22 protein-coding genes are annotated in these 19,923 nt (G+C 60.4%); 11 read left to right on the top strand and 11 right to left on the bottom strand.

Translation table 11 applies throughout. From position 1 onward, the window contains the following. Nucleotides 1-106 precede the first annotated feature (106 nt). The 3 genes from rpoH to MRBLRC7O_RS10425 form a co-directional block, all read right to left on the bottom strand. Nucleotides 107-1,009, bottom strand: a complete 903-nt coding sequence (gene rpoH, locus MRBLRC7O_RS10435) for an RNA polymerase sigma factor RpoH (protein ID WP_003491840.1) — start codon at nucleotides 1,007-1,009, stop codon at nucleotides 107-109. Between the two features lie 166 nt (nucleotides 1,010-1,175). Further along, on the bottom strand, nucleotides 1,176-2,000 hold the full coding sequence (locus MRBLRC7O_RS10430; protein ID WP_020811946.1) for a class I SAM-dependent methyltransferase: 825 nt from the start codon (nucleotides 1,998-2,000) through the stop codon (nucleotides 1,176-1,178). Nucleotides 2,001-2,287: 287 nt separating this feature from the next. Then, nucleotides 2,288-3,310 (bottom strand): RluA family pseudouridine synthase, encoded by a 1,023-nt coding sequence (locus tag MRBLRC7O_RS10425; RefSeq protein WP_080866404.1) that lies wholly within the window; start codon nucleotides 3,308-3,310, stop codon nucleotides 2,288-2,290. A gap of 38 nt (nucleotides 3,311-3,348) precedes the next feature. On the opposite strand from MRBLRC7O_RS10425, the gene MRBLRC7O_RS10420 reads away from it, so the two are divergent. Further along, nucleotides 3,349-3,741: a hypothetical protein gene (locus MRBLRC7O_RS10420; protein WP_004429994.1), complete on the top strand. Its 393-nt coding sequence runs from the start codon at nucleotides 3,349-3,351 to the stop codon at nucleotides 3,739-3,741. After that, entirely contained in the window at nucleotides 3,731-4,585 is an 855-nt protein-coding gene (locus MRBLRC7O_RS10415; protein ID WP_004429996.1) for a TrmH family RNA methyltransferase, read from the top strand. Before MRBLRC7O_RS10420 ends, MRBLRC7O_RS10415 begins: the two co-directional genes overlap by 11 nt. Before the next feature lie 234 nt (nucleotides 4,586-4,819). On the opposite strand, the gene MRBLRC7O_RS10410 is transcribed toward MRBLRC7O_RS10415, so the two are convergent. Then, a complete protein-coding gene (locus MRBLRC7O_RS10410; RefSeq protein WP_004429998.1) occupies nucleotides 4,820-6,049 on the bottom strand; it encodes a coiled-coil domain-containing protein in 1,230 nt (409 codons plus the stop codon). A gap of 143 nt (nucleotides 6,050-6,192) precedes the next feature. Then, the gene (locus MRBLRC7O_RS10405) at nucleotides 6,193-6,789 is read right to left on the bottom strand and encodes a DUF1134 domain-containing protein (RefSeq protein ID WP_020011624.1); all 597 of its coding nucleotides are present in this window, start codon (nucleotides 6,787-6,789) and stop codon (nucleotides 6,193-6,195) included. Between the two features lie 252 nt (nucleotides 6,790-7,041). Here MRBLRC7O_RS10405 and chpT point away from each other — a divergent pair, with 252 nt between their 5' ends. The 3 genes from chpT (at nucleotide 7,042) to MRBLRC7O_RS10390 (ending at nucleotide 9,487) form a co-directional block, all read left to right on the top strand. Continuing rightward, nucleotides 7,042-7,689 (top strand): histidine phosphotransferase ChpT, encoded by a 648-nt coding sequence (gene chpT / locus MRBLRC7O_RS10400; protein WP_004430002.1) that lies wholly within the window; start codon nucleotides 7,042-7,044, stop codon nucleotides 7,687-7,689. Between the two features lie 86 nt (nucleotides 7,690-7,775). Further along, nucleotides 7,776-8,303 carry a GNAT family N-acetyltransferase gene (locus tag MRBLRC7O_RS10395; RefSeq protein ID WP_004430003.1) on the top strand — a complete coding sequence of 176 codons (528 nt, stop codon included), beginning with the start codon at nucleotides 7,776-7,778 and terminating at the stop codon, nucleotides 8,301-8,303. 137 nt (nucleotides 8,304-8,440) lie between these two features. Further along, nucleotides 8,441-9,487: an alpha/beta hydrolase family protein gene (locus tag MRBLRC7O_RS10390; RefSeq protein WP_004430005.1), complete on the top strand. Its 1,047-nt coding sequence runs from the start codon at nucleotides 8,441-8,443 to the stop codon at nucleotides 9,485-9,487. Between the two features lie 52 nt (nucleotides 9,488-9,539). Here MRBLRC7O_RS10390 and MRBLRC7O_RS10385 read toward each other — a convergent pair whose 3' ends face one another. Continuing rightward, nucleotides 9,540-10,055 (bottom strand): GNAT family N-acetyltransferase, encoded by a 516-nt coding sequence (locus MRBLRC7O_RS10385; RefSeq protein WP_112540198.1) that lies wholly within the window; start codon nucleotides 10,053-10,055, stop codon nucleotides 9,540-9,542. 227 nt (nucleotides 10,056-10,282) lie between these two features. Beyond that, the gene (gene ctrA / locus MRBLRC7O_RS10380; protein ID WP_003522926.1) at nucleotides 10,283-10,987 is read right to left on the bottom strand and encodes a response regulator transcription factor CtrA; all 705 of its coding nucleotides are present in this window, start codon (nucleotides 10,985-10,987) and stop codon (nucleotides 10,283-10,285) included. Nucleotides 10,988-11,466: 479 nt separating this feature from the next. On the opposite strand from ctrA, the gene MRBLRC7O_RS10375 reads away from it, so the two are divergent. Further along, the gene (locus MRBLRC7O_RS10375; RefSeq protein WP_003491821.1) at nucleotides 11,467-11,817 is read left to right on the top strand and encodes a flagellar export protein FliJ; all 351 of its coding nucleotides are present in this window, start codon (nucleotides 11,467-11,469) and stop codon (nucleotides 11,815-11,817) included. A 287-nt stretch (nucleotides 11,818-12,104) separates the two neighbouring features. Continuing rightward, the gene (locus MRBLRC7O_RS10370; RefSeq protein ID WP_004430026.1) at nucleotides 12,105-12,308 is read left to right on the top strand and encodes a DUF1059 domain-containing protein; all 204 of its coding nucleotides are present in this window, start codon (nucleotides 12,105-12,107) and stop codon (nucleotides 12,306-12,308) included. Between the two features lie 210 nt (nucleotides 12,309-12,518). Here the strand turns inward: MRBLRC7O_RS10370 and MRBLRC7O_RS10365 are convergent, their stop codons facing one another. The 4 genes from MRBLRC7O_RS10365 to cysQ form a co-directional block, all read right to left on the bottom strand. Then, entirely contained in the window at nucleotides 12,519-12,800 is a 282-nt protein-coding gene (locus tag MRBLRC7O_RS10365; protein WP_003522924.1) for a GNAT family N-acetyltransferase, read from the bottom strand. A gap of 222 nt (nucleotides 12,801-13,022) precedes the next feature. Further along, nucleotides 13,023-13,298: a CtrA inhibitor SciP gene (gene sciP / locus MRBLRC7O_RS10360; protein WP_004430042.1), complete on the bottom strand. Its 276-nt coding sequence runs from the start codon at nucleotides 13,296-13,298 to the stop codon at nucleotides 13,023-13,025. A gap of 191 nt (nucleotides 13,299-13,489) precedes the next feature. Next, nucleotides 13,490-14,530, bottom strand: coding sequence for a DUF2793 domain-containing protein (locus MRBLRC7O_RS10355; RefSeq protein ID WP_080866403.1), 1,041 nt, complete (start codon nucleotides 14,528-14,530; stop codon nucleotides 13,490-13,492). Between the two features lie 310 nt (nucleotides 14,531-14,840). Continuing rightward, on the bottom strand, nucleotides 14,841-15,629 hold the full coding sequence (gene cysQ / locus MRBLRC7O_RS10350; protein WP_080866402.1) for a 3'(2'),5'-bisphosphate nucleotidase CysQ: 789 nt from the start codon (nucleotides 15,627-15,629) through the stop codon (nucleotides 14,841-14,843). 335 nt (nucleotides 15,630-15,964) lie between these two features. Here cysQ and MRBLRC7O_RS10345 point away from each other — a divergent pair, with 335 nt between their 5' ends. The 4 genes from MRBLRC7O_RS10345 to MRBLRC7O_RS10330 are packed head-to-tail and all read left to right on the top strand — an operon-like array spanning nucleotide 15,965 to nucleotide 19,875. Continuing rightward, entirely contained in the window at nucleotides 15,965-16,867 is a 903-nt protein-coding gene (locus MRBLRC7O_RS10345) for a branched-chain amino acid ABC transporter permease (protein ID WP_004430050.1), read from the top strand. A gap of 4 nt (nucleotides 16,868-16,871) precedes the next feature. Next, the gene (gene livM, locus MRBLRC7O_RS10340; protein WP_004430051.1) at nucleotides 16,872-18,269 is read left to right on the top strand and encodes a high-affinity branched-chain amino acid ABC transporter permease LivM; all 1,398 of its coding nucleotides are present in this window, start codon (nucleotides 16,872-16,874) and stop codon (nucleotides 18,267-18,269) included. Beyond that, entirely contained in the window at nucleotides 18,269-19,147 is an 879-nt protein-coding gene (locus MRBLRC7O_RS10335; RefSeq protein WP_004430053.1) for an ABC transporter ATP-binding protein, read from the top strand. Before livM ends, MRBLRC7O_RS10335 begins: the two co-directional genes overlap by 1 nt. Further along, on the top strand, nucleotides 19,147-19,875 hold the full coding sequence (locus tag MRBLRC7O_RS10330; protein ID WP_004430059.1) for an ABC transporter ATP-binding protein: 729 nt from the start codon (nucleotides 19,147-19,149) through the stop codon (nucleotides 19,873-19,875). Before MRBLRC7O_RS10335 ends, MRBLRC7O_RS10330 begins: the two co-directional genes overlap by 1 nt. The last annotated feature ends 48 nt before the right edge of the window (nucleotides 19,876-19,923 follow it).

The raw sequence follows: 19,923 nt of genomic DNA, 5'->3' as shown, positions 1-19,923 counted from the left end.
GCCGGACATTTATCCCCGTTTGGCTTTCACACATAAAAAATCCTCGGCCGAGGGCCGAGGATGATGTCGTTCGTGGATGGCGTGCTCTCCTTAAGAGAGTGTCGCCTTAAGCATCCACCACGCGCAAAGCACGCGCGGCTTCCAGCGCTTCCTTCTGCACCGCTTCCTGCACCTTCTCGAAGGCGCGAACCTCGATCTGACGCACGCGTTCGCGGCTGATGTCGAACTCGGAGGAGAGTTCTTCCAGCGTCACCGGGTCTTCGGCAAGCCGGCGGGCCTCGAAGATGCGGCGTTCGCGGTCGTTCAGCACGCCCATGGCCTTGGCCAGCATGCGGCGGCGGGTTTCCAGTTCGTCCTGCTCGATCAGCACGGCTTCCTGGCTTTCATGGTCATCCACCAGCCAATCCTGCCATTGGCCGGATTCGCCCTCGGACGCCTTGATCGGCGCATTCAGCGACGCGTCGCCATGCAGGCGGCGGTTCATCGAGATGACTTCTTCCTCGGAAACCTGCAGCTTGGTGGCGATTTCCTTGACGTGTTCCGGCTTCAGATCGCCGTCGTCGATCGCCTGGATGCGGCCTTTCAGCCGGCGCAGGTTGAAGAACAGGCGTTTCTGGTTGGCCGTCGTGCCCATCTTCACCAGCGACCACGAGCGCAGGATATATTCCTGGATCGAAGCCTTGATCCACCACATGGCATAGGTGGCCAGACGGAAACCACGTTCCGGATCGAACTTCTTGACCGCCTGCATCAGACCGACATTGCCTTCGGACACGACTTCGCCGATCGGCAGGCCGTAACCGCGGTAACCCATGGCGATCTTGGCGACGAGACGCAGATGGCTGGTGACAAGCTTGTGGGCGGCATCGCGGTCACCATGCTCGGCGTAACGCTTGCCAAGCATGTATTCTTCCTGCGGCTCCAGCATCGGAAATTTGCGGATTTCGTCGAGATATCTATTGAGACCGGCTTCGCCGGCTGTAATCGTAGGCAAACTATTGCGGGCCATAAAGCACCCCCTTATCTATGGTCTGGAACGGCACCCTCTTTGGTCGGCGATTAACCCACCGGAGGCGCACCGTAAGCTGCGGGTCGTTACCGACCCCGCACGAACCCATGTGACAGATATGTACGCGCCCGCCGCGTTTCAAGCGAACGCTGCGTTCACACATGCGTTATGTTGAGGCGACACCCTCTTTGACCTGTTTAACTTTCGAACGGTAGATTCGTTCCGAAAAACCGCCAAGGCCGGAGCGCACCATCAGCTCATACATGACCCGCCGGCGCATGGGATTGTGCAGGCGAATCACCTTCGAGCCGAGGAACTGCGTCTCGACATGGCCCAACCCCTGCAGATCGGGATCGGCGGCAATCGCGCCGGCATAGGTCGCGTGAAATTCCCGCCGGCAGACATAGGTCTTGTATTTGGTCATGCCGAAGCAGACGAGGTTATGGCCATGGGTGCGAAGGAAATCGGCGACGCCCACCGTCACCTCCGGCCAAGCGGGGTTGAAGGTGTCGTCGAAGACGATGACGCCGTGCGGCGCGATCACCTCCATCGCCAGTTTCGCATCGGCCAGCACATGGTGCAGGTGGTGGCCGCCATCGATGCTGAAGAAACGGGCCGGGCCGATCTTCGAGGTGATGTCGGCGGGTGCCAGCCGCGTGCTGTCGCCCCTGATGATCAGTTCCTCATCCATCGCAAAACCCAGCCGGCGGCCGTTTTCCATCAGGCGCTCATATTGGTCGAGGCTGCCATCTTCGGGTGGGTCGAGATCGAACAGGTCGACGCCCAGCACCTTTTCCTGTGCCTGGGCGAATTTGCGCAGCAGGAAATAGGAGCGGCCGTAATAAACACCGATTTCCGCCATGCCGCCATCGAGACCCCGGCTCGTCTGCGCCTGCAGCAGCGCCTTGAAGACAAGCGCATCGGGCGGATCGATATAGCCTTCGACGCTGCGCAACTCCTGAAATATAAACTGGCGGTCTTCGATATTCATTCGCGAGAGATCCCGTCATCATGCCGGTTCCGTTCGAGGGAGGCGAATTGAACGTTCGGCGTTTCCTGCGGCGTCAGTGGTCGCCAAGCTCTTGTGCGGCCACGGTTTTCACGGCGGCGGTTTCAAGCTTTGCGGGGGCCGAGGAGGTGTGACGATTGAAGCGAAATTGGGGCGGTCTATAAAAAGGACCGACTGCGGAATATCGCTATCCGCTAATCTTTTTTTATTATCCGGGGCTTCCGGCGAAATACATGGCGCAGTTTTTTTGACCGCGCCATGCGGGTTTTTCAGCCGCGCAATGCGGCGAGCAGCGCTTCCATGTCATCCGGCAGGTCGGTTTCGAACTCCATCACCTCGCCTGTACGGGGATGTTCGAAGGCGAGCAGATAGGCATGCAGCGCCTGGCGCGGAAAGCGGCCAACGGTGCTTTTTGCCGGTTCTTCCAGCAGGTTCGCCTTGGTGCGGAAGGCGGCGCCATATTCGGGATCACCGATCAGCGGATTGCCGATATGGGCCATGTGCACGCGGATCTGGTGGGTGCGGCCGGTTTCCAGGCGGCATTCCACCATCGAGGCGAGGCAGGTGGCGTCCGGTCGTTCATGGTAACGCTCCATCACCTCATAATGGGTGATCGCCTCGCGGGCGTCATCCGAATCCTCGTGTTTGACGGCGCGTTTGGTGCGGTCGGCACTGCGGCCGAGTGCTGCGTCGATGGTGCCGCGCAGGGTGCGCGGGCGGCCCCAGACGATGGCCTTGTAGGCCCGCTCCAAAGGTCCGGTGCGGCCGTGATCGGCAAATTGCGCGGCGAGATGCCGGTGGGCATTGTCGTTCTTCGCCACGACCATGACGCCTGACGTTTCCTTGTCCAGCCGGTGCACGATGCCCGGCCGCTTGACGCCGCCAATGCCGGAGAGGCTGTCGCCGCAATGGTGGATGAGGGCGTTGACCAGCGTTCCCGTCCAGTTGCCGGCGCCCGGATGCACGACGAGCCCGGCGGGCTTGATGAGCACGATCAGGTCTTCATCCTCATATTCCACGTCGAGCGGAATGTCCTCGCCCTTGGGTTCCGGGTCTTCCGGTTCCGGCATCACGATCTCGATGCGATCGCCGGGATTCACCTTCTTTTTCGGCTCCGTCACCGGCTGGCCGTTGAGAGAAACCGCGCCCTGCTCGATCAGGGCCTTCAGGCGGCTGCGGGAGAAGTCGCCGCTCACCTCGCCCGCCAGCCAGGAATCGAGGCGGCCTTCGGCGTCTTCCCCGGCAATCAGGACTTTCCTTGCGTCTCCGCCTTGTTTAAAGGGGTCGTTCATTCTTATTTTTCCGATCCATCAGCATTTCAGGGAACCCGATGACGCAGATCGAGCAAGACGAACAGGAAGACAAGCCGCTTGATCCGGCCATGGAAAAAGTTCGCCGCAAGATGATCCGTTTGCAGATCGTGTCGGGCTCCGTGATGTTTATCAGCCTTATGGCCGTCTTCGGTGCGGTTGTCTACAAGGCGATGGGGCCGTCGAAAGCGGTTCAGACCCAGGCGGAAGCGCCAAACCTCGCCGTCCCGACCGGTAATGGCCCGCTTGCCGTCACCGCCAGCCTGCCGCAGGGCTTCACGATCGACAATGTCAGCTATTCCGGCGGCGACATGCTGTTTTACGGCCGGCTCGCCAACGGCACGCGCAAGGCGCTGGTCTTCAACGTCGCGGCCGGCCGGTTCCTTGCCGATGTGACTGTTGATGGCCAGTGAGGGCAGTGACCTGCTGGACGGGCGGGCGCTGATCCCGGTCGGGGATCCCGCCGATCCGCGCATCGCCGCCTTTCGCGATATTCGCGAGCGCGACCTCACCGGCCGGCAGGGGCGTTTCATTGCCGAAGGCACGGTGGTGCTGCGCATGCTGGCAGCCGCCCACAAGGCGGGTGGTGATTTTGCGGCGGAAAGCATCCTGATCCTGCGCAACCGGCTTTCCGGCGTTGCGGATATTCTTGCCGATTTTCCTGATGATGTGCCGGTTTACGTGGCCGAAGCGCCGGTGCTTGATGGCATTGTCGGTTTTCACCTGCATCGCGGCATTCTGGCGCTCGGCCGCCGGGTTCAGGATCGCGGGCTCACCGAAATGACGGCGGCGCTTCCTCCGTCTTCACTGGTGCTCGTGGGCTGCGGCATTTCCAATCACGATAATCTCGGGGCGATGTTCCGCAATGCGGCGGCCTTTTATGCCGATGCGGTGTTTCTCGACGAGACCTGCTGCGATCCGCTCTATCGCAAGGCGCTGCGTGTTTCCGTCGGATCAGTTCTTTCGGTTCCCTATCATCGCGGCGGCGGTGCGGTGGAGATGCTGGAGCGGCTTTCTGAGGCCGGGTTTGCGATCTGGAGCCTTTCGCCTGGTGGCGAGACCGAGATCCGCAATATTCCCCGCTCCGAGCGCATGGCGCTTGTCATCGGCACGGAAGGCGAGGGGTTGCCGCAATCGGTGCTCTCGCGGTTTCATACGGCGCGGATTGCGCAGTCGCCGCAGCTGGATAGCTTGAATGCGGGGACGGCTTCGGGGCTGGCGCTTTATCAGATGGCGGGAGTGATCGGGCGGGTTTAGGTCAGTGCCACTTTATCGCTTCGGCGTACGTGGCTTACCCCCCTCTGTCCTGCCGGACATCTCCCCCTCAAGGGGGGAGATCGACAAGCGGCCAGGTTTCGGCCATCTCGACGTTTGAGAATGAAGTGATGTTAGTGCTTCTTGCCGATCTCCCCCCTGAGGGGGAGATGCCCGGCAGGGCAGAGGGGGGTAAGCCGCACACTCAACGCGGGGTAAACCACACCCACCGAAGGCCTAATGTTTCCGCTTCTCCATCACCACCTTCGCCCGCTTCGCAAGGCTGTCCCGCCCCGATGAGCCGGAGGCCTTGGCAAGCAGCCCTGGAATGGGCGATGTCTCGCCCTCCTGCGCCGCCGTGAGCGCGATCATCTCAGCGGCGATGCGGGCGATTTCGCGGCGGATCGGTTCGTCATTGCCGGTGCCGCGCACATTCAGCAGGCGCTCGGTGAGCGCGGTGCCCTGATTGCGGATATCCTCGATTTCCTGTTCCAGACCTTCTGATGCCGGCGCCGCTGGCTCCTCAACCGGCGAGATCGCTGCCTCCTCGGCGACAACCGCGGGTGTCGCCTCTTCTTCGGTGACGGGTACGACTTCAAGCGCGGCGGCTGGGGCCGGCTGTGGCGGCGGGTTTACCGCCGTTTCCACCGGCACGGCCGGGTTCGGCAGGCGGATGATCATATCGTTGGCGCGGCCGCCGGTTGCGGCAAGCTGTTCCTTGAGACGGGCGGCTTCCTGGTTGCGCAGCGTCAGCATCGTGTCGAGATCGGCGTTTTTCGCCATGAGCGTAGCGACCTGTTCTTCCAGCCGGGTGACCTTGCGGCTTTCGCGCGCAACCGCCGTCATGGCTTCCTTGTTACGGGCCGCCACGTCCTGCAGTTCACGGGTCGCCGTCTCGCCTTCCTTGCGGAAGCGCGTGGCGCTCTGCTTGGCCTGTTCTGCCTCCAGATCGCGGGTGGCGGCGAGGATTTTCGAATCATCCAGCTCGCGCGTCAGATTGGTGAGGCGGGCGGTGAGATCGGACATCTGGCTGGCGCGCTCGTTGGCGGCCTGCTCCTGCTGTGCGAGGTTCGCCTGTATGATGCCGGCGCGTTCTTCGCTGGCATCAAGCGCTGCGCGCAATTCGCCGATTTCCAGCGTCAGCTCCTCGATTTTCAGGGAGAAGCTGCGGTTCTGCTCGCCAAGGCGATAGGCATCGCTGGAAGCGGCTTCGTTGGCGAGGCGCAGCGAGGTGTTCTTTTCCCGTTCCGTATCCAGTTCCTGGCGGACCTTGGCGTTTTCGGCGGCGTAGAGCGCACGCGCCATGTCCTTCTGGGCGCGGACTTCCTGCGGGCTGATCGGCATCGTCGCGCGTATGCGGTTTTCCGTATAGGCGACGATGCGGCGATGGATCGCGGGTGCGATCAGCAGGGCCAGCAGGGTTGCGGTGAGAAAACCCAATCCGAAGAGAATGGCATATTCGATCACGCGGGACAGTCTCCGAAACTCAGATACGCGCGCATTCGGAAAGAGGGGCGCGAAAGCACGTTACGCTATTATTGCAACCGTGGGGAGGGGTGTCGCACCGTCAAAACCGGCCCGTTATTTCCTCCCGCTCCGGCTTTAGCGAATCAGAAGGGGTTCCAGGTCGGCTGCTGGGTAAGCTTCAGGTAGCCGACATTGATGCCGAGGCGCGCGCCGATGCCGGTGCGGATCGGTGCGAGGGTCACGTCGCTGCTCTTCAGATAGGTCATGCCGACGCCGGCGACGATGAAGGCGGAACCGCTCACGCCACCATAGCGGCGGTAAAGCGCATCGACGGAGGGCAGGTTGTAGACCAGCATCATGGCGCGGGTGCCCTGGCCGCCGTAATCGAGGCCGAGCGACGGGCCCTGCCAGAAGACCGGGTGCTGGCCGGCATTCTTGGTGTAAAGCGTGCCTTCGCCATAGGTGAGGCCCGCGACGAAAGCGCCGGAGCCTTCCTGCCCGAGAATGTAACCGTTCGGAAGACCGTATTGCTGGAAGGCGCGCTCCACCACCTTGGCAAGGCCGCCGGTGGTTTCACCGAAGAATCCGTGGCCTGCATCCACGACTTCCTGGAACGAATATTGATCGCTGTTCTGGGCCGAGGCCGGTGCGACCCACATCAAGAGGCTCGCAAGGAGCGCGACAATCTTTCCCAGTCCGAGGCGTGCAATGGTGCGGGTTTTCGTAAGGCGCATCGTCATGTCCGTCCGTCTGTTTCGTTAGCGCATAAGCCCGAAAATCCGAATCGGTTTTCGAAAGGGCCGGTCGCGCAGAGTCAAAGTTCTACAGCATGTTTCGCGCATCCTTGCGGATACACGGGGCTCCAGTGTGGCCTGTTAAGGCATTTGGCATTTTGAAACCATCCTATTAACAATCGGTTTACCAAATATGGTGTCATTATGGCTTAACAATTTCCACACCGTCCGCGCCTCCCTTGCGCAGGAGAGAATTTTATGACCAGCAAACTCAATATCACGCTGTCCGGTCCCGATCTGGCGGCTCTTCTGTGCAGCCGTGTGTGCCATGACGTTATTTCTCCTGTCGGCGCCATCAATAACGGCCTCGAACTTCTGGACGAGGGCGGCACGGATGACGATGCGCTCGATCTCATCCGCACGTCAGCCCTTAACGCATCCGTGCGGCTGAAGTTCGCCCGCCTTGCTTTCGGTGCTTCCGGCTCCGCCGGCGCGTCGATCGACACCGGCGAGGCCGAAAAAGCCGCCCAGGATTTCGCCGCCGCCGAAAAGAAGGCGGAAGTGAGCTGGAACGGCCCGCGCGCCATCGTTGCGAAGAATCGTGTCAAACTTCTGCTCAACCTCTTCCTCGTGTCTTACGGCGCCATTCCGCGCGGCGGCAATGTGGATGTGCTGCTGGAAAGCCCTGACGGCGACGCCAGGTTCGAAATCACCGTCAAGGGCCGGATGATGCGCGTGCCGGCCAAGTTCGTGGAAATTTACGAAGGCAGGTTGGAAGAGGCGGTCGACGCCCATTCCGTTCAGCCTTATTACACGCTGCTTCTGGCCGAAGAGGCCAATATGGCGGTGGAATACAAGGTGCATGACGATCGCATTGTGTTTACGGCGAAGACGATTACGGAGTGATCGTTTCGATGCGACAGTGACGCCATCAGGGGTCGGGCCGGCTTTTGCCAGTGCCCGGCCTTTTTCTTTTCAGAGGAGGAGGTCTCATGATCCGTGTCGAAACCGCGCGTCTCCTGCTGCGGCCGCATGCCATCGAGGACGAAGCACGTTATTGCTCCTTCTGGAGCGCGGATGTTCATCCGATCCCGGGCGTGAGCTCGATCGCGCCGCTCGATCCCGAACTCGCTTTCGCGCGGCTTCTGCGTTTCATCGGCCACTGGTCCGTCTTCGGTTTCGGCCCCTTCGTTGTGGAGGAAACCGCCACGGGACGAATCGTGGGCGAGGTGGGGCTGGCCCATATGCGCCGTGGACATGGCGCGGATTTCGACACCGCGCCGGAGGCCATGTGGAAGATTGACAGGGATCTGACCGGCAAGGGTGTGGCCAGCGAAGCGGTACAGGCCGCCCTTGGCTGGTTTGATGCCAAGGGCATATCGAACCGGATCGTCTGCATGATCGATCCGCTGAATGCGCCGTCGCTCGCGATCGCCGCCCGTTTCGGCTTCTGTCCTTTCCGGGAAACGACCTTCCGCGACAGTCCCGTGCGGCTTTTCGAGCGGATCGCGGATATCTAGCGCTCGGCATAACAGGAAGCGTTTGCGAGCGAGTCGCTGTCTCGATTGCGTTTCAGGACGACCTGAAACCTGTTTGAGGTCTCGGCAGGCGGCGGTTTGAACCAAGGGTTGGTCCATATCAACTCCTGGAGCATCCCATGCGCTATTTCATTCTGGCGATACTCGTCATCTTTTCCACTGCTCAGGCCGCAAGGGCGGAAAGCGGTATAGGCTTTAAACAGATCGAATTGCCGGATGAGGGGGGCGCGAGAACGCTTGCCGTTTCATTATGGTACCCGGCCGCGCCCTCGGGCAAAAGCGAGATCGTCGGCGAAAATGCCGCCTTTTACGGTCTTGAGGTTCAACCGGGCGCCTCTTTCCTTAACGGTTCCCGTCCGCTCGTGTTGCTGTCGCACGGTTTTGGCGGTAGCTGGCGCAACCTGAACTGGATTGCCGGCGAGCTTGTTCGGGAAGGTTATGTCGTGGCCGCTCCGGATCACGGCGGCGAATCATTTACCGAAGAAAATGCGACCGAGATCGTTCCATTGTGGGAACGGCCGCGCGACATCAGCAGAACGCTGACGGCCTTGCTTGGCGATGATCGATTCGCCGGCAGGATCGATGGGACGCGCATCGCGGTTATCGGCCATTCCCTCGGCGGCTGGACCGCGATGGAACTGGTTGGCGCGCGATACAGCGCCGATCTTGCCCTGAGGGATTGCGGCGCAGAGAAGCGCCCGCCGCAATGCAAGGCTCCCCGGCTGCTCGCCAAAGTCGGGGTTGTCGGTGACGGCAAGGCCGATCCGCGCCTTTCGATGGATTTGAAGGATACCCGCATCCGCGCCGCCATCGCGCTGGATCTCGGGCCGGCCGCGGGTTTCCTGCCGGAAACGCTGCAGGCCGTCAGCGTACCGGTTCTGGTTCTGGCGGCAGGTGTGGAGACACCAGAGATCGCCGCCATCAAGGCCGATTCCGAATACATCGCCCGGCATTTGCCAAAGGCGACGACGGTTTATCGGGACATACCGGATGCCAGCCATTTCAGCTTCATGCAGATTTGCAAGCCGAACGGCGAAAAGATCGTGGAGGAGCTTTCACCGGGTGAGGGTTTCGTCTGCCGGGATGGCAGCGGCAGGGACCGCATGGCCATCCATGCGCAGATCACGGAGGCAATCCTCGGCTTTCTGAAAGTGGAAATGCGCTAAGTTGGATTTTCGGGACGCCTCGCGACCGTAATGGCCGCAAGGCGTCCCTCTTTCAAACGGGGTTTACCTGATAGTGCCGATAAACGAGGTCTTCGGGATCGGAACGAGGTGCTGCCGGATCGAGCCTTCCGCCGATTCGTTCGGCGACGGCCGCTGATTTGCGGTTTTGCGGCGAGACGTAGCTGACAAGCGTGGGCAGGTTCGGGGTTTCAAAGGCCCAGTCGCGCAGCGCCGAGGCGGCTTCAGCGGCATAACCGCGCCCCTCATGGCCCTCGTAAAGCAGCCAGCCCAGTTCCTTTTCCGGAAACAGCGGACCGTGATTGATGCCGACCTGGCCGATACATTCCCCCGTTTTGCCAAGCTCGATCATTAGCGCGCCATGGCCGAAAAAGTACCAGTTGGCGAGATCGTGGCAGAACACGCCCCATGTTGAGGGCAGGTCGTATGGTCCGCCGACACCGATGGAGCGCGGCGACGTCATGAAGTTCCGATAGGCGGGGAAATGCGCCATGGTCAGCGGGCGCAGCGTCAGGCGATCCGTCTTGAGGGTTGGGATGGCGTGGTTCATATGCCGGCGTCCTTTGGCGATGCGTGGCCATGTCTTTCTCTCCTCATTGCTGTGCCTGTCACAGGAATTCGGTCGACGCGCGTCTGCGCGGCGGAGAGTCCTTTCAACCCAAGGACTTGGGATGGCTGGATTCCTGTGACAGGCACAGCAATGAGGGAGAGAAAATCGCAACAAAAAACCCGCCGTTTCCAGCGGGTCTTTTAAAAACTGTCCTGTTCCGGATTGGATCAGGCGGTTTCGAGGAATTCCGTGGCGCCGTCAGGCTCGCGCAGAACATAGCCGCGGCCCCAGACGGTTTCGATGTAGTTTGCGCCGCCGGCGGCGTTTGCGAGCTTCTTGCGCAGCTTGCAGATGAAGACGTCGATGATCTTCAGTTCCGGTTCGTCCATGCCGCCATAGAGGTGGTTCAGGAACATTTCCTTGGTCAGCGTCGTGCCCTTGCGCAGCGAAAGCAGCTCAAGCATCTGATATTCCTTGCCGGTCAGGTGAACGCGCTGGCCGCCCACTTCAACCGTCTTGGCATCGAGATTGACGATCAGCTCGCCGGTGGCGATGACCGACTGCGCATGGCCCTTGGAACGGCGGACGATGGCATGAATGCGGGCAACAAGCTCGTCCTTGTGGAACGGCTTCGTCATGTAATCGTCTGCGCCGAAGCCGAGGCCGCGAACCTTGTCCTCGATGCCGGCCATGCCGGACAGGATGAGGATCGGCGTCTTGACCTTGGAGAGGCGAAGCGTTCTCAGAACCTCGTAACCCGACATGTCGGGCAGGTTGAGGTCGAGAAGAATAATATCGTAATCGTAGAGCTTGCCGAGGTCCACGCCTTCCTCGCCGAGGTCGGTCGTGTAGACGTTAAAGCTTTCCGACTTGAGCATCAGTTCAATGCTCTGCGCTGTCGCGCTGTCGTCTTCAATAAGTAGAACCCGCATAATTATCCCCTTTGCCGCCCGCGAACCGGTAAATCATTGCCTCGCGCGATGCGGATCCAGACGTTGCCTGATTTGCAGGCTGCCACCAAATGGTTAACAAATTCTAATTGCCTTTGGCAAGGTGTATCGAATTTATTAAGCAAAGAAGGCATTTCGCTGTTTTTGCACGTGAATCCACCATCGCCAAAATTGAAGCTCAACGTGAGGATTTCCCGCTAAGTGATTCAATCGACTCTTACATCGTCTGGCCCGTTTTTTTGGACCTGGCATTTACCGACCCTTAAATGATCGTGTTTATCATTAACGATGCCCGTAAACGAAAGGTTAACGACGGCGGTTTTTTATTAACGTCGGGTAACTTTTGGGAATCATTCCGGGACAGGGGTCAACCCTTACGGAAAAACGGGCGGGTTAAACGGGCCGGTCAGGGGGCATAGTGCCTTTTTGATCCGGGTCTCGCTATCCATGGAGTATTGCGTATGAAGTCGCGTGACAGCCTGGTTCGCCTGAAGGAATTTCAGGTCAATGAAAAACGCCGGCAGCTTAACCAGCTGCAGCAGATGATGTCCGAGTTTGAGCGGATGGCAAAGGAACTGGTGCATCAGATCTCTCTGGAAGAGAGCAAGTCGGGCATTACCGATCCGACACATTTCGCCTATCCGACCTTCGCCAAGGCCGCGCGCCAGCGGGCGGATAATCTCCAGGTCTCGATCCGGGAGCTGAAGGCCCAGCAGGAGGCCGCCGAGGCTTCGCTGGAAGAGGTGCAGGCCGAATATGAAAAGGCCGCCGCACTGGAAAACCGCGACGGAGCCATCCGCGCCCGCGCCTGACCACAGGCGCAAAAGCTGACGAATGATCGTCCTCATTGACGGCTGCCGGTGGATCAGGAGGCGGCTTTCAATGACGGGACGCCGTGCATTTTTTTAAAAGGCCGCTCCTTAAGGGCGGCCTTTTGTCTTGCGTCGTCGCCGGTGTTTCCCGCCGGGACGGTCATGCCCGATTTCGATTGTCCGGAAGTTGGGAAAGGCGTATTTTACGGGGGTTCCGACCGTGAGCCGGAGGCTTTTACGCGCACGCGCCCCGTGCAGGCGCGGGCGGCTATTGCAGGGAGGAAAAAATGGCCCGCCAATATATCGATTGCCGTGAATTCCCCAGTGACAGCAGATGCACCGTTGCCATTTCCGCCGATTCTCAAGAAGAGCTTATGGAAGCGGCCGTGCAACATGCCGTGGCGGTGCATGGCGCAGAGGATACGCTGGAATTCCGTGAAGAAGTCCGCCGGAGCATGCATGCCGGGACGCCGCCGTTGAAGGTGGCGTGATTGCTGGCACACCTGAAAATCTCTCCGCCGTCATGCCGGACTTGATCCGGCATCCAGCCGACGCGCGCCTGCGCAACGAGAAGAGTCTTTTCAGCTCAATGACTGAGCTTGCTGGACCCCGGCTCAAGGCCGGGGTGACGGAGTGTGGATGCTCCGTTTTGGCCAAAACACCCGTAGATAGCTGCCATAACGCTCTTTATGTCTACCCTTTTACCCCTGGATCACATCCGCCCATTCGGCATGGCGCAATGTCTGGGCCTTGAAGAAGGGGCAGAGCGGAATGATCTTCCAGCCGCCCTTGCGGGCTTCATCAATCGCATGGGCGGCGAGCGCCTGGCCGACACCCTTGCCGCGCAGCGCATCGGGCACACCGGTATGGTCGATGATGATGAGGGAAGGGGAGGTGCGCGAATAGGTCATCTCCGCCTTGTGGCCGTCGATGGTCGCCGAATATTCGCCGTGCGATCCGGTTTCGGTGGTCTTGATGTCCATGGTCTCTGCCTCCGCATTGCTGTTCGTTTTCGCCACTCTAACGGCTTGCGCCTGAATTGAAACAGCGCGATAGCGAACGCAGCGGACACAAACCGGCGACAATCACCGGCTCTGTCGGGCAGTTTTCAGGAGAAATCCGAAATCAAACCGAAAGCCCCGTCGATGATCCGGCGGGGCGTTCTGGAATTCGGTTTGGGGCGCGTTACCGCGCCGGCGCACTGTTTAGTGGCGATATTGCTGAATGCGCGTGGTGCGCAGACCGGCGAGGCCATGATCGGAGATCGAGGACTGCCAGGACAGGAATTCTTCAACGGTGAGCGTATAACGCTCGCAGGCTTCCTCGAGGCTCAGCAGTCCTCCGCGTACCGCGGCAACCACCTCCGCCTTTCTGCGAATGACCCAGCGACGGGTATTGGCAGGCGGAAGATCCGCAATCGTCAGAGGGCTGCCATCGGGGCCGATGACATATTTAACTCGTGGGCGTATCATTTCGGTCATTGGACACTCTATACAAACTCAAGACCATATGACGGGAACTCTATCCCGGTACCTTTAAAAATTGCCTAAGCAGCTCGTGACAATTTATTAAGAATTTGAACGGTTTCGCCTGATTTGTTCGAGTCGCCTTATTTTGCCGGGAAAAAATTTTTCCAAAAATCGCATTTTTTCTCTCTCATCGGTTGTTTCCGTCAGAGTGCCGCAAGCGAAAGGCACGTTTTCCCGCTGCCCTGGGTAAATTCCGCCGTTCCCTCATGCTGCAGCCGCAGGCGGTCGCCGGCATCGAGCGGAAGGATCGATGTTGCCGACTGCTGTGTGCCTGAGGTCGATGCATTTCCTGTCATGCCGAAACTGGCCGCCGCACCGTTGATGAAAAGCGTCACCCGGTGGCCGGAGGAGGAGGCCACGGCGAGCGTCAGGGCCGCCAGATAAGGGCCCTTTGCCGGAACCACGAGTTCACGTCCGCCGCCGCTCACCGCATCGCCGAGCGCAAATCCGCCCTCGGCGATGGAGAGCACGGAAAAACCTGCCGCCGCGCCATTGGCGGGTTTCGTCGTGCCCGCCGGCAGGCCGGCGACGGCGAGCGGGCGGTTCGGCATCGAGACTCGACCGTCCCCGCTGCAGAGAAGTGCGGTGTGCCATGAGGCGCCATCCTTGCTGGTCTTGATCGAAAACCCGTCATTGCCGGCAAGGCCCATTTCCGCCCGGCCGCTCCAGCCGGACTGGAACAGCAGCGAGGCGGTATCGCCCTTGCCCGCCTTGTTGATCGTCATGCGGTGGCTGCCGCCTTCTTCGGCATGGGTGAAGAGGCTGGCGGGGGAGGTGAGCGCCAGCCGGTTGGTGGCGTCGGCCTCGGTGCCGATGCCCAGCCTTTCCAGCCGCCCGGCGGCCGGCAGCGGCATGTCGCGCCAGTTGCCGTCGTGCAGGATGCGATATCTGTTCTCGGCCGCAAACCATGCCGTCCAGCCGGGCTGCGGCGCGATAGAGAGCCAGGCGCCATCCTGCCGGAAGGCGAGCCTGCCGCCCTTGCCGGCCCAGTCGCCCGTGGCATCGGCGGAGAGGAGGAAACAATCCCCTTCCGCAGCGTTATCGGGCGGTGTGGTGACGATGGCCTTGATGACCAGTTGCACGATCGCATCCAGCCTTTGCAGGGCTTCGTTGTGGGTGACGTGTTTCTGTGCCTGCGAGGGGAGGATATAGGGAAGCCGAAGTCTCGCCGTCTGTTCCGTCATGATGTGCCTTCCGCGCTGCGGTGTTTCGTTGCGGGGCATTGTGGGGCGGTGGCGTGGGGTGGGGATGGATTATTTTTTGGGGGGCTTCGGCGTATGCCGCTTCACCCCCTCTGTCCTGCCGGACATCTCCCCCTCAAGGGGGGAGATCGACTCGTGGATAGGTCTCGCCTATCACGACGTTTGCAAATGAAGCGGTGGTAGCGCATCCTGCCGATCTCCCCCCTTGAGGGGGAGATGCCCGGCAGGGCAGAGGGGGTGAAGCGGCATACGCCGAAGCTCACCAATGGCCGCAGCAAACGCCAAGCGTCCGTTACCCCGCGTGCTCCACCGCCATCGCCCCTTCGGCAATGAAATCCGGATTGGCCAGCGCATCCTCGCCATCGCCCCTCACCGCATATGCAAGCGGCCTGCCCTCGCAATCGAGCGTCCTGCCGCCCGCAGCGCGCAGCACGGCATCGCCGGCGGCCGTGTCCCACATCATGGTGCGGCTGAAGCGGGGGTAGATGTCGGCAGCGCCCTCGGCCAGCATGCAGAATTTCAGCGAGGAGCCGACGGAGATGCAGTCCTTCAGCCCGTGTTCGGCCACGAAGGCTTCCGTTTTCGCCGTGCAGTGCGAACGGCTGATCAGTGCCACGGGGGAGGCGCCGCGCTGGCGCGCACGGATGGGGTGGCGCGAAAGGATGACGCCTTCGCCGGAAATGGCGAGCTTTTCGGCGGCATTGTCCTCGCCCGTCCAAGCCTGTCCGCGGCAGGGGGCGTAAACCACACCGGCCACCGGAGCGCCGTTGCGGATGAGCGCGATGTTGACGGTGAAATCGTCCTTGCCGGCAATGAATTCCTTGGTGCCGTCAAGCGGATCGACGAGAAAGAATTCCGCACCGGTTTCCGGCAGGATGCCGTTTGAGACAGCCTCTTCGGCCACCACGGGGATGTCAGGAAAATGGAGGGCCAGCGCCGCAAGGATGATCACCTCGGCACGCTGGTCGGCCTCGGTCACGGGCGAACAGTCGTCCTTGTATGACACATGTGGGCCGGCGCGATGGACCGCCATGATGGCCTGCCCGGCGTCCAGCGCCGCTTTCGTCAATATGTCGATCATCTCTTTGCCAATTGTATCCCGTCTGCGGGATATCGCCGTTCCGATATTCGCTACTCCTTTGCCCGCTGCCCGTCAAATAATGGCATTGGACAATGCTAAAATAAGCATCCAACCGTCATTTTTTCAGCACTTCCTGCCAAAATCATGGCTCTTTTGACCGGGAAAGCGGCAGTCCATGTGGAAATTCCAAATTTTGTGCAGGATCGCCCGTTTTTGACTTCACATTTTTAACGAACACGATATGCATTTTGAGGGTGGGGGTCTGCCTGAAAGGCTTCCCCTATAATTAACATAACGAGGCGTGACCCATTCGAGGTCGTGCCCGGGGGAAAGACATGGAGTATTTTATCCAGCAGCTCATCAACGGGCTGACTCTTGGATCGATCTACGGCCTCATCGCTATCGGCTATACGATGGTTTACGGCATCATCGGCATGATCAACTTCGCCCATGGCGATATTTTCATGCTTGGCGGCTTCGCCGCGCTGATCGTTTTCCTGATCGTGACATCTTTTGTCGCCGGCATTCCGGTGGCGCTTCTTCTGCTTCTGATGATGGTCGTCGCCATGCTGATGACCGGCCTGTGGAACTGGGTGATCGAGCGCGTCGCCTACCGCCCGCTCAGAGGTTCGTTCCGTCTTGCACCGCTGATCACTGCCATCGGCATGTCGATCGCGCTGTCCAACTTCATCCAGGTCACCCAGGGTCCGCGCAACAAGCCGATCCCGTCCATGGTGACGGAAAGCTATCATTTCGGCGCCATTACCGTCTCGCTGAAGCAGCTGATCATCATGGTCGTCACCTCGGTGCTGCTCTTCGCCTTCTGGTATATCGTCAACAAGACCCCGCTCGGCCGGGCGCAGCGCGCCACCGAACAGGACCGCAAGATGGCCGCACTGCTCGGCGTTGATGTCGACAAGACCATCTCCATCACCTTCATCATGGGTGCGGCGCTGGCTGCGGTCGCGGGCACCATGTATCTGATGTATTATGGCGTTGCCTCGTTCAGCGACGGCTTCATTCCCGGCGTCAAGGCGTTTACCGCGGCCGTTCTCGGCGGCATCGGCTCGCTTCCGGGCGCTGTTCTCGGCGGTCTGCTGATCGGTCTCATTGAATCGCTGTGGTCGGCCTATTTCTCCATCGCCTACAAGGATGTCGCGGCATTCGGCATTCTGGCTTTCGTGCTGATCTTCAAGCCGACCGGTATTCTCGGTCGTCCGGAAGTCGAGAAGGTGTGATCCCATGACCAATATCGCTTCCGAAAACGCCGCTTCCAGCCCGAGCCTGATGGCGACGGCCGTGAAGGAGGGCCTGATTGCGGGCCTCATCTCGTTCGGCATGTTCATTCTTTATGTCGGCATCGTCACCTATCAGGATATCAACAACCAGCTGATCTGGGGCACCCGCTGGGGGCTTCTGGCGATCTTCGTCGGCATTGCCGCGGTCGGCCGCTTCCTCGTGGTCGGCTTCATCAAGCCGTCGCTGGACCGCCGCCGGCTTGCCAAGGCGAAAAGTGGCATTCTGGAAATCTCCGAGGAAAAAGGATTTTTCCACAAGCACTTCCTGAAGCTGGCGCTCGTCCTGCTGCTGCTTTATCCTGTTATCGCCGTGCAATTGTTCGGCTTTCAGGGCTCGCTGAAATTCGTCGACAATTTCGGCATCCAGATCCTGATCTATGTGATGCTGGCCTGGGGCCTGAACATCGTCGTCGGCCTCGCCGGCCTGCTCGATCTCGGTTATGTGGCCTTTTACGCGGTCGGCGCCTATTCCTACGCGCTGCTGTCAAGCCATTTCGGCCTGTCCTTCTGGGTGCTTTTGCCGGTGGCGGGCATTCTCGCCGGCTTCTGGGGCATCATTCTCGGTTTCCCGGTTCTGCGCCTTCGCGGCGACTATCTGGCGATCGTCACGCTGGCCTTCGGTGAGATCATCCGCCTCGTGCTTTTGAACTGGACGGCCGTCACCAAGGGCACCTTCGGCATTTCCGGCATCGCCAAGGCTTCGGTCTTCGGCATCTGGTCCTTCGATGTCGCCGCGCCGAACAATTTCGCCAAGGCCTTCGGCCTGTCGATGTCGTCGGCCTATTACAAGATCTTCCTGTTCTACGTGATCCTGCTTCTGTGCATGCTGACGGCTTACGTCACCATCAAGCTGCGCCGCATGCCGATCGGCCGTGCATGGGAAGCGCTGCGCGAGGACGAAATCGCCTGCCGTTCGCTCGGCATCGACACCGTCATCACCAAGCTCACCGCCTTTGCCACGGGCGCGATGTTCGGCGGTTTCGCCGGTTCGTTCTTCGCCGCGCGGCAGGGTTTCGTTTCGCCGGAAAGCTTCGTGTTCCTGGAATCGGCCGTCATCCTCGCCATCGTCGTACTTGGCGGCATGGGCTCGCTGACAGGTATCGCCATTGCGGCGCTCGTCATGGTCGGCGGCACCGAGCTTCTGCGTGAGATGGAGTTCCTGAAGCATGTCTTCGGGCCTGACTTCACACCGGAACTTTACCGCATGCTGCTCTTCGGTCTCGCCATGGTCATCGTCATGCTGTTCAAGCCGCGCGGTTTCGTCGGCTCGCGTGAACCCACGGCCTTCCTTAAAGAACGCAAGGCCGTCTCCGGCAGCTTTACCAAGGAAGGTCACGGTTGATGGCTTCCGGAATGACGAACATGACACCAAACACCACTGGCGATACGATCCTCAAGGTCGAACATCTCTCGATGCGCTTCGGCGGCCTGATGGCCATCAACGACTTCTCCTTCGAGGCGAAGCGCGGCGAGATCACGGCGCTGATCGGCCCCAACGGTGCGGGCAAGACCACGGTCTTCAACTGCATCACCGGCTTCTACAAGCCGACCATGGGCATGATCACCATGCGCCAGCAGAGTGGCGAGGCGCATCTTCTCGAGCGCCTGCCGGATTTCGAGATCACCAAGAAGGCAAAGGTGGCGCGCACCTTCCAGAACATCCGCCTGTTTTCGGGTCTGACGGTTCTGGAAAACCTGCTGGTGGCGCAGCACAATGCGCTGATGAAGGCCTCGGGTTACACCATTCTCGGTCTTCTCGGCCTGCCCGCTTACCGGCGGGCGGTGGACGACTCGATCGAAAAGGCCAAATACTGGCTGGACAAGGCCGATCTGACCGACCGCGCCGACGACCCGGCCGGCGATCTGCCCTATGGCGCCCAGCGCCGTCTGGAAATCGCCCGCGCCATGTGCACGGGGCCGGAGCTTCTGTGCCTCGATGAGCCGGCCGCCGGTCTCAATCCGAAGGAATCGCTGGCGCTCAATGCGCTGCTGCGCGGCATCCGCGATGAAGGCACGTCGCTGCTTCTTATCGAGCACGACATGTCCGTGGTCATGCAGATTTCTGACCATGTTGTGGTTCTGGAATATGGCCAGAAGATTTCCGACGGTTCGCCGGACCATGTGAAGAACGACCCGAAGGTCATCGCCGCCTATCTGGGTGTCGAGGATGATGAAGTGGAAGACGTGATTGCGGAAGAACTCGACGGAGGAGCGGCCTGATGCCCGGTGAATCGCTTCTCAAAGTCCAGGGTGTCGAAACCTATTATGGCAATATCCGGGCTCTGGCCGGTGTCGATGTCGAGGTCAACAAGGGTGAGATCGTCAGCCTGATCGGCGCCAATGGCGCCGGCAAGTCGACGCTGATGATGACCATCTGCGGCAGCCCGCAGGCGCGCGCCGGTCAGGTGATCTTCGACGGTGAGGACATTACCCATCTGCCAACGCATCTCATCGCCCGCAAGCGCATCGCCCAGTCTCCCGAAGGCCGCCGGATTTTCCCGCGCATGACGGTGCTGGAAAACCTGCAGATGGGCGCCAATCTCGATAATCTCAAGCATTTCAAAGAGGACGTCGAGAAGATCTTCACGATGTTCCCGCGTCTGAAAGAGCGCCAGAGCCAGCGCGGCGGCACGCTTTCCGGCGGCGAGCAGCAGATGCTCTCCATCGGCCGCGCGCTGATGGCGCGTCCGAAGCTGCTGCTGCTTGATGAACCGTCACTCGGTCTTGCACCGCTGATCGTCAAGGGCATTTTCGAGGCGATCAAGAAACTCAACCAGGAAGAGGGGCTGACCGTCTTCCTCGTGGAGCAGAACGCCTTTGCCGCGCTGAAGCTTTCCGACCGCGCTTATGTGATGGTCAACGGCAAGGTGACGATGAGTGGTTCGGGCAGGGAACTGCTCGCCGATCCGCAGGTGCGCGCCGCCTATCTCGAAGGCGGACGGCACTGAAAGATTTTACTTGCGCCGGAAATCTTGCGGCGCAAGACTGCAAACGGC

It is taken from the genome of Agrobacterium radiobacter (assembly GCF_040801995.1).
GTDB classification, from domain to species: domain Bacteria; phylum Pseudomonadota; class Alphaproteobacteria; order Rhizobiales; family Rhizobiaceae; genus Agrobacterium; species Agrobacterium radiobacter.
This window is presented reverse-complemented; position numbering and strand designations above follow the sequence as displayed.